General features: G+C 65.1%; 6 protein-coding genes and 1 pseudogene. All 7 read right to left on the reverse strand.

From position 1 onward, the window contains the following. On the reverse strand, nt 1–666 hold the full coding sequence (locus tag NCR34_RS07910; protein ID WP_248319928.1) for a hypothetical protein: 666 nt from the start codon (nt 664–666) through the stop codon (nt 1–3). 22 nt (nt 667–688) lie between these two features. Then, nucleotides 689–1,873, reverse strand: a complete 1,185-nt coding sequence (gene bktB / locus NCR34_RS07915; protein ID WP_248319929.1) for a beta-ketothiolase BktB — start codon at nt 1,871–1,873, stop codon at nt 689–691. 37 nt (nt 1,874–1,910) lie between these two features. Beyond that, nucleotides 1,911–2,843, reverse strand: a complete 933-nt coding sequence (locus NCR34_RS07920; RefSeq protein WP_248319930.1) for a sugar kinase — start codon at nt 2,841–2,843, stop codon at nt 1,911–1,913. A 3-nt stretch (nt 2,844–2,846) separates the two neighbouring features. Further along, entirely contained in the window at nt 2,847–4,184 is a 1,338-nt protein-coding gene (gene rimO, locus NCR34_RS07925; RefSeq protein ID WP_206468240.1) for a 30S ribosomal protein S12 methylthiotransferase RimO, read from the reverse strand. A gap of 174 nt (nt 4,185–4,358) precedes the next feature. Then, the gene (gene phaR / locus NCR34_RS07930; RefSeq protein WP_175940416.1) at nt 4,359–4,934 is read right to left on the reverse strand and encodes a polyhydroxyalkanoate synthesis repressor PhaR; all 576 of its coding nucleotides are present in this window, start codon (nt 4,932–4,934) and stop codon (nt 4,359–4,361) included. A 161-nt stretch (nt 4,935–5,095) separates the two neighbouring features. Beyond that, a complete protein-coding gene (locus NCR34_RS07935; protein WP_175940417.1) occupies nt 5,096–5,836 on the reverse strand; it encodes a 3-ketoacyl-ACP reductase in 741 nt (246 codons plus the stop codon). A gap of 94 nt (nt 5,837–5,930) precedes the next feature. Further along, a pseudogene (locus tag NCR34_RS07940) lies at nt 5,931–6,083 on the reverse strand (acetyl-CoA C-acetyltransferase); the annotation flags it as partial.

Raw genomic sequence — 6,083 nt, forward strand, 5'->3', positions numbered from 1 at the left:
TTATTCGCCGATGATGACGTTGCTCGTGCCGCCGACGGCGTTCGACGGCGACGGCGGCAGCGCAGGAGGCGCCGGCTCAAGCGATGGCGCAGCAGGCGCCGCATTGCCCGCTGGCGCGCGCGGAAGCATGACGCCAGCGACGGCAGGCCGCAGTTCGAAAGGCTGCGCATTCGAATCGTCCGGGTCCATGCGTTCGCCCGAGACGCTTCCGTCCGCCTCGAACTTGCCGACCCAGTTGCCGGTGATGTGCGTCCCGTCGTTCGACTCCTCGATTTCGAGCGTTTCGCCGTCGCGGTCGCCCGCCACGAGAATCACCGTCGGACTGCCGGCGAAGCGATACTCGCCGTGCACGCCGGACGCGTCATCGGTCTTGGCGCCGAGCTTCATCTCGATCTGCTTGCCGCCGAGCGTGCCCACGTAGCGCGGAAAGCGCGCGTACTCCGGATTCGGCGCAAGCGGCTTTTGCGGCGGCAGCGCGAGCGTCCGGATCGCCTTGTCGGCGCCATACGATTCGCCGCTCGGCGCGCTCCGGGCGCTCGCTGACGCCGACGCCGACGCGTCGGGCGGCATCAGCGAATTGCAGCCCGCGAGTGCGAGCGCGACGAACACAGCGGCGGTCATCGTCAGCGCGGCCGGCAAGCCCGGCCGCTTCGTTGCTTCTCTCATCCTTCTTTCCTTCGATACCACGTCAGATACGCTCGAAGATCGCGGCGATCCCCTGCCCGCCGCCGATGCACATGGTCACGAGCGCGTAACGCCCGCCGATGCGCTGGAGCTCGTACAGCGCCTTCACCGTGATGAGCGCGCCCGTCGCGCCGATCGGATGCCCGAGCGAAATGCCCGACCCATTCGGGTTCACTTTCGCGGGATCGAGCCGCAACTCCTGCGTGACGGCGCAGGCTTGCGCGGCGAACGCTTCGTTGGCTTCGATCACGTCGAGATCGTCGACGGAAAGCCCGGCGCGCTCCAGCACCTTGCGCGTGGCCGGCACCGGGCCGATGCCCATGATGGTCGGATCGACGCCCGCGTGCGCGTACGCCACGAGCCGCCCGAGCGGCCGCGCGCCGCGCTTCTCCGCGACGCCGCGTTCCATCAGCACGACGGCTGCCGCGGCGTCGTTGATGCCGGACGCGTTGCCCGCCGTCACCGTGCCGTTCTCCTTCGCGAAGACCGGCTTAAGCTTCGCGAAGTCTTCCGCTGTCGCGTTCATGCGCACGTGCTCGTCGCGATCGAAGACGGTGTCGCCCTTCTTCGATGCCAGCGTGATCGGCAGAATCTGCTCCTTGAAGTAGCCGGCTTCGATGGCGTTGGCCGCGCGACGGTGCGATTCCAGCGCAAGCGCGTCCTGCGCCTCGCGCGTGATGCCGTACTTGTTCGCGACGTTCTCGGCCGTCACGCCCATGTGAATCTTGTGGAACGGGTCGTTGAGCGCGCCGAGCATCATGTCGACGACGCGCGCATCGCCCATGCGCTGGCCGAAGCGCGCGGCGGGCATCACGTACGGCGCGCGGCTCATGCTTTCCGCGCCGCCGCCGATGGCGATGTCGGCGTCGCCGAGCAGAATCGATTGCGCAGCCGACACGATCGCCTGCAAGCCCGAGCCGCACAGCCGGTTCACGGTGAGCGCGGGCGCGTGCTGCGACACGCCGCCGTCGAGCGCCGCGACGCGCGCGAGATACATGTCGCGCGGCTCGGTCTGGATCACGTTGCCGAACACGACCTGTCCGACTTCCTCGCCCGCGACGCTCGCGCGGGACAGCGCCTCGCGCACCACGCGCGCGCCGAGATCGGTCGGCGCGAAATCCTTGAGCGCGCCGCCGAAGTCGCCGATTGCCGTGCGCACGCCGCTTGCCACCACCACTTCGCGTTCCATGTCGTCTCCTTTGCCTATCGAGTGATTTTTTGAAAGCTCACGCCAGCGCGCGTTCGACGGCCGCCCGGTCAGGAATCGGCGCGACCGCGCCGAAGCCTTGCGTCGACAAGGCCGCCGCCGCGTTCGCGTAGTGCGCGGCCGTGAAAGGATCGTCGCCCGCGACGAGCCGCGCGATGAACGCGCCGCCGAAGCAATCGCCCGCGCCGGTCGCATCGACCGCATTCACGACGCGGCCCGGCACCACGCGCCGCTCGTCCGGCGTCGCGATATACGCGCCTTCCGGGCCGAGCTTCATCGCGACGATTTTCGGGCCGAGCGCGAGCAGCGAATCGACGATGGCGTCTTTGTCTTCATGGCCCGTGAGCACGGTGACGTCGTCCCAGCTCGGCAGACAGATATCGCTCTGGCGGATCGCTTCGAGCATCACCGCGCGGGCGCGGGCGAGCGGCCAGAGCTTCAAGCGCAGGTTCGTGTCGAAGCTGACCTTCACGCCGTTGCTGCGCGCATGGTCGATCGCCGCGAACGCGGCATCGCACGCGCTCACGCCGATGGCGAGACTAATGCCCGACAGATGCACGACTTTCGCCGCCGCGATCATGTCGAGCGGCAGATGCGCCGGCGCGTAGCGGCTCGCCGCCGACCCCGCGCGCAGATAATCGAAGCGATGCCCGCTCGCGCCGTGCGACACGAAATAGACGCCCGTTGGCGCGTCCGGATCGACGCGAACGGCGGACGTATCGACGTTCTCCGCACGCCACAGATCGAGCAGCAGTTGCCCGAACCCATCGTTGCCGACGGCCGAAACGAAGCCCGTCGCCGCGCCCTGCCGCGCCGCCGCGATCAGAAAGTTCGATACGTCGCCGCCGAAGCCTTGCAGATACGTCGGCTCGTCACGTCTCGCCTGATTGAACTCGATCATCGCCTCGCCGAGCGCGAGGATGTGCGGCGCGTGGGGCGTCTTCGGGGTCATCGATCAGACCTCGCCCCAGAGATCGTGGCCGTCCGCGCCCGTGATCTTCACCGAGACGAAGTCGCCTGCCTTGTAGCGCTTGGACGCCTTCGTCGGCGGCGCGATATACACGACGCCGTCGATTTCCGGCGCATCCGCCGCCGTGCGCCCGATGCCGCCTTCCGCGCTGATTTCATCGACGAGCACTTTCAGCGTCTTCCCGACTTTCTTCTTCATGCGCTTCGCCGACAGTTCCTCGGCCAGTTCCATGAAGCGCGCGCGGCGTTCCTCGCGCACGTCGTCAGGCAACGCGCCGTCGAGTTCGTTGGCGGTGGCGCCTTCGACCGGCGAATACGCGAAGCAGCCGACGCGATCCAGATCCGCTTCCTCGATGAAGTCGAGCAGCGTCTGGAACTGTTCCTCCGTCTCGCCCGGAAAACCCGCGATGAACGTGCTGCGAATCGTCAGATCCGGGCACATCGCGCGCCATGCCTTGACGCGCTCCAGCACCTTTTCGGCGTTGGCCGGGCGCTTCATGCGCTTCAGCACTTCCGGATGCGCGTGCTGGAACGGCACGTCGAGATACGGCAGCACGTGGCCTTTGAGCGGGCCTTCCGCCATCATCGGGATGACTTCATCGACGCTCGGATACGGATAAACATAATGCAGGCGCACCCACGCGCCGTACTGCGCGGCGAGTTCACCCAGCGCGCCGACGAGTTCGGTCATGCGCGTCTTGAGCGGCTTGCCGTTCCAGAAGCCGGTGCGGTACTTCACATCGACGCCGTACGCGCTCGTGTCCTGCGAGATGACGAGCAGTTCCTTCACGCCCGACTTGAAGAGATTCTCGGCTTCGAGCATCACTTCGGCGACGGGGCGCGAAACGAGATCGCCGCGCATCGACGGAATGATGCAGAACGTGCAGCGATGGTTGCAGCCTTCGGATATCTTGAGATACGCGTAATGGCGCGGCGTGAGCTTGATGCCGGCGGGCGGCACGAGATCGACGAACGGATCGTGCGGCTTCGGCAGGTGCGCGTGAACCGCGTTCATCACTTCGTTGGTCGCGTGCGGGCCGGTCACGGCCAGCACCTTCGGATGCACTTCCTCGATGAGCCCGCTGCCGCTCGCGCTCTTTTTCGCGCCGAGGCAGCCGGTCACGATGACCTTGCCGTTTTCGTTGAGCGCCTCGCCGATGGCGTCGAGGCTTTCCTGCACGGCTTCGTCGATGAAGCCGCAGGTATTGACGACGACGAGGTCGGCGCCGTCATAGCTGCCGGAGATTTGATAACCCTCGGCGCGCAACTGGGTGATGATCTGCTCCGAATCGACGAGGGCTTTCGGGCAGCCGAGGCTGACCATGCCGATCTTCGGCGCGGAGTTCGTCTTGACGATTGAATCTGGGGAATTTTTCACGGGGAAACGGTCGGATGAGGGGCGTCGCCGGACGCACGAGGCCAATCCCGTATTTTACCCCGGAGCATCCGTCAAAGCCGTTCCGGGCCGGCTCGCCCGAAGCGAGAACGCCCGACTTCCTTACTTCTTGTCCCCTGACGGCGCAGTCGGCGTCGGGAACGGGAACGTGTTGAACATCGTCTTCGCCTGATTCTGCATCTGCTCCTGCATCTGCACGAACATGTTCTTCGACTGCTCGATGTAGCTCGTCATCATGCCCTGCATCATCGGGGCCTGCATGTTCATGAACTGCGACCAGACTTCGGGGTTGAGCGCGTTGCCGTCGTAGATGCCCTTGCTTTGCTCGGAGAGCTTCTGCTGGATGTCGATGAACGCCTGGATGTTCTTCTCCAGATACGTGCCCATCATGCCCTGCATGGCGTGGCCGTAAAAGCGGATGATCTGCGAGAGCATCACCGACGAAAACATCGGCAAGCCGCCGCTCTCTTCTTCCAGAATGATCTGCAAAAGGATGCTGCGCGTCAGGTCGTCGTTGGACTTGGCGTCGAGCACCTTGAAGTCTTCCTGATCGAGCACGAGCTGCTTCACGTCGGACAACGTGATGTAGGTGCTCGTCTCCGTGTCATAGAGCCGCCGGTTCGGATATTTTTTGATGAGTCGTTCGGCGGATTTCTTTGTAGTAGTCGTGGTGGTCATTGAACGCCTTCAAAACGCGAGACTTTACTGCGATGGCAGCAAGCATGTCTTGCGTTGTCGCAAAAAAGCGTTGCTGCGGGTTCGCCGCATCGTTGATGTATCCGGCAGGCGGCATTCGCCGGCGCGGGCGCCCCATGCGCCCCGCCGGCGATCGCGGCCCGTCAGCCCATGTGCAAGCCACCGTTGAGCGAGAAATCCGCCCCGGTGGAAAAACCCGATTCCTCCGACGCGAGCCAGGCGACGATCGAGCCGATCTCGTCCGGCGTGCCGAGTCGCCGCACCGGAATGGTCGCGACGATCTTCTCCAGCACTTCCGGGCGAATGGACTTCACCATGTCCGTGCCGATATAGCCCGGCGAGACCGTGTTGACCGTCACGCCCTTGGTCGCCACTTCCTGCGCGAGTGCCATCGTGAAGCCGTGAATGCCGGCCTTGGCCGTCGAATAGTTCGTCTGGCCGAACTGGCCTTTCTGGCCGTTCACCGACGAAATGTTGATGACGCGGCCCCAGCCGCGCTCGACCATGCCGTCGATCACCTGCTTCGTGACGTTGAAGAGGCTCGTCAGATTGGTGTCGATGACCGCGGTCCAGTCCTCATGCGTCATCTTGCGGAACACGACATCGCGCGTGATGCCCGCGTTATTGACGAGCACGTCGACCTCGCCGACCTCGGCCTTCACCTTGTCGAACGCGTTCTTGGTCGATTCCCAATCGCTGACGTTGCCCTCGGACGCGATGAAGTCGAAGCCGAGCGCCTTCTGGTCTTCGAGCCATTTCACCCGGCGCGGCGAGTTCGGCCCGCAGCCTGCCACGACCGTGAAGCCGTCCTTGTGGAGCCGCTGGCAAATGCTGGTGCCGATGCCGCCCATCCCGCCCGTTACATACGCTACGCGCTTCGTCATGCTCGACTCCCTTTTCGTTATGCGGTGCGCGCCCGAAGGCGCCGCCCGCTTGTCCCTTTCTTCATTCCGACGCGGCTTGCAGCCGCTTGCCGCGTTACAGCCGCTCGACCGCCAGCGCGACGCCCATGCCGCCGCCGATGCACAGCGACGCCAGGCCCTTCTTCGCGTCTCGCTTCTGCATTTCGTGCAGCAGCGTGACCAGAATGCGGCAGCCCGATGCGCCGATCGGATGCCCGATCGCGATCGC

Origin of the sequence: Caballeronia sp. GAWG1-5s-s (assembly GCF_023631445.1) — a bacterium.
Taxonomy (GTDB): Bacteria; Pseudomonadota; Gammaproteobacteria; order Burkholderiales; family Burkholderiaceae; genus Caballeronia.

Bases quoted from the DNA above. Each gene is read 5' to 3' on its own strand.
- NCR34_RS07935 (WP_175940417.1), bottom strand. From the start codon at position 5,836: ATGACGAAGCGCGTAGCGTATGTAACGGGCGGGATGGGCGGCATCGGC.
- bktB (WP_248319929.1), bottom strand. From the start codon at position 1,873: ATGGAACGCGAAGTGGTGGTGGCAAGCGGCGTGCGCACGGCAATCGGC.
- rimO (WP_206468240.1), bottom strand. From the start codon at position 4,184: ATGGTCAGCCTCGGCTGCCCGAAAGCCCTCGTCGATTCGGAGCAGATC.
- NCR34_RS07910 (WP_248319928.1), bottom strand. From the start codon at position 666: ATGAGAGAAGCAACGAAGCGGCCGGGCTTGCCGGCCGCGCTGACGATG.
- NCR34_RS07920 (WP_248319930.1), bottom strand. From the start codon at position 2,843: ATGACCCCGAAGACGCCCCACGCGCCGCACATCCTCGCGCTCGGCGAG.
- phaR (WP_175940416.1), bottom strand. From the start codon at position 4,934: ATGACCACCACGACTACTACAAAGAAATCCGCCGAACGACTCATCAAA.